At 53.0% G+C, this 2638-nt stretch carries 2 protein-coding genes; both read left to right on the forward strand.

Annotated features, from left to right (window positions below):
* The first annotated feature begins 433 nt into the window (after positions 1–433).
* Positions 434–1804, forward strand: a complete 1371-nt coding sequence (locus H3Z84_RS10935; protein ID WP_199457476.1) for a diguanylate cyclase domain-containing protein — start codon at positions 434–436, stop codon at positions 1802–1804.
* Positions 1804–2538 carry a glycosyltransferase family 2 protein gene (locus H3Z84_RS10940; protein WP_199457477.1) on the forward strand — a complete coding sequence of 245 codons (735 nt, stop codon included), beginning with the start codon at positions 1804–1806 and terminating at the stop codon, positions 2536–2538. The genes H3Z84_RS10935 and H3Z84_RS10940 overlap by 1 nt, the downstream gene beginning before the upstream one ends.
* Positions 2539–2638: the final 100 nt, after the last annotated feature.

Genomic DNA, 2638 nt, shown 5'->3' on the forward strand with positions numbered 1-2638 from the left:
CGGATTCCGGCATGGTGAACACCGATTCCGGAAAATCACCAGAAAGTGTTCATCTTCGACCGGAATGACTGTTCACGTTGAACCAGAATAGGTGTTCATGTTCGTCCGGAATGGGTGTTCACGATGGGCCGGAATATGCACCGGTTTTACCGCCGTCTCCTACTTTTTCACGCTAACCCGCGATGAACCTTATTTTAAGGGTCTTATGTGGTATCCGCATTTGGGCAAGCCAGGGGCTCTCATGTTGCATTAGCAATTTAGGTCTATTTCAGTAAACTACTGACCTGCGAGTGGTGAGGAGAAAACGAAATTCCGATTGCGTCCTCGGTATTGGATTTGCACTCTCCTGCAAGCAAGGACCTCGGGCGACTTTGCCAAGAAACGTTGTCCGCCTACTAAGCACCCATAAAGAAATCCATCCGCGGTTGTCCGAATGAAAAATCCTTACATCGCGTTTGTGTCGGCAACAAGAGACAAACCCGTTCCTGCAAATTGTCACAAATTTTCAAATGCCGATGAACTTTTGGAGCATCCTGACGTTGATATTGTTTTGCTGGATCAGGCTTCGGATCAGGCGACTCAAGCAGTATCAATGCTTCGAGCGCAACCAGCGTTTCACTTCAAACTGATCTTTACGCGGGATTCTAAAATTCCTCTTTGCGACGGCGAGATCCCGGACGACCTTGACAACCTGATTCCAGTTTTCAGGCTGTGGCTTGAACGTATGTCCATGTTCAATCGGGGGCAGTCTCCAGACCGTTTTGAAGAGCGCGTTCTCGCCTGGTTGTGGACCCGGCCGGCTATTCGTCTGGAACCAATGCTCAACCCTGAAACGCGAGGACTTTACCGGTATCCGTTGCTTGAAGTGATGGCCGGACAAGAGCCGATCAACGCCATGTTGTGGCTGAATCTTATGACTGAGCAGGGGTGGTTGGAGCGTGGTGAACTGCTGGACCGGATCCGCCTTTGCAACCGCTGTAGCTCTGGCCGTCTCAATTACGTTGATGTCTGCCCTGACTGTCAGGCATTGGACATAGCGAAACAGCCATCATTGCATTGCTTCACCTGTGGCCACGTTGCACCTCAGGAGCATTTCCTCAAGAGCAGTCTAATGATCTGCCCCAATTGTATGAGCCGCCTTCGCCACATTGGTAGTGACTACGATCGTCCCCTGGAAAACTTCCGCTGCCTCTCGTGCCAGAGCTTTTTCGTGGATGCCGATGTTGAAGCACGCTGTCTGGAGTGCGGCGAGCACCATGAGCCTAACGAACTCAAAATCCGTGAGATACGCCCCTACCAGCTATCAGAAAGGGGTAGGCTACGGTGTCGCCAGGGGTTCTCTGACCAGAGCGTGGCGGAAGCTTTTGGGCGTCTTAACCTGATCGCTGTGCCAACTTTCAGCACTCTCCTGAATTGGGAAATCCAGCAGGCTCGTCGCTACAAGACAATGCAACCGTGCTCTTTGTTATTGATGCGAATGGAAGCACTGGAAAAGCTGGGTGGACACTCGGAGGGGCTGGCGATTGTGGACAGCTTGGTCGATCGCATTCAAGAAGCGATCCGCGACACTGACCGTTGCACTCGTACCCGAGAAGATCTCCTTTGGTTCCTTCTCCCCCACACTGACCGGCAGGGAATGGAGGTGCTTCGTAGCCGCCTGTCAGAATTATCTGAACTCTACCAGCCCCAGCAGTCTGACTGGCAGACTGAAATTCGTTTGGCCGGATACACGTTGCCAGAGGATCTCTTGACGCAGGAAGACGGTGACCTTCTGATGGCCCGGCTGACCGGAGAGGTCAGTTAATGTGGGACGGAATTGCTTTTCAGCTGTCAGAACTATTGTCTGGTATGGGAAATCTAGAAGGACTCACGCAGGTCCTTCTTATGTTATTCCCGTTCTTCCTGCTGATAGAGTTGCCAGTCAATCTGCTGGTTCTGACTGGTATATTCCGATGGTATCTTCGGCGGCTAAGCGTTACCCCTACTCAGAGCCGGTATACGCCTAAAGTGTCCTGTATTATCACCTGCTACAGTGAGGGGCGGGATGTCGAACAGACCCTGCAATCGCTCTGCGAACAGCTTTACCCCGGGCATATCGAGCTAATCCCGGTGGTTGACGGTGCGGCGGCCAATCAAGCGACGATGCGGGCTGTGCGCAACTTCCGCATTGACCCGACACTTTATCCACTACGTCAGCTGAAACCAATCGCAAAATGGCAGCGGGGCGGACGGGTGTCTTCTCTCAACGTGGGCCTTCAGCAGGCGGATGGGGAGATCGTATTTGCTTTGGACGGCGATACGTCTTTCGATAACACCATGGTGCGAAACATGGTTAGGCACTTCGAGGATCCGAATGTGCCTGCAGTATCCGGCAGTCTGCGGGTTCGTAACGTTTGGGCAAGTCTGGTCACTATGATCCAGTCATTGGAGTACTTCCTGTCGATACACACCTCGAAGGTGGGCCTGTCCGAATGGAACACCGTGAACAATGTGTCGGGTGTGCGTAAACCGCTGAAGGTTGCCACCCATTCCACGTGAAGCCTGCCACCCGGACCGGAGCAAGGCTGCCACCCATCGGAGCGTAGCGACGCGGGGTTTCTCTTCTTACTCCGAAGTCTCAGTGCCCGTCAACTTTGCC

Source organism: Marinobacter sp. bablab_jr003 (assembly GCF_016464245.1).
GTDB lineage: Bacteria > Pseudomonadota > Gammaproteobacteria > Pseudomonadales > Oleiphilaceae > Marinobacter > Marinobacter vinifirmus.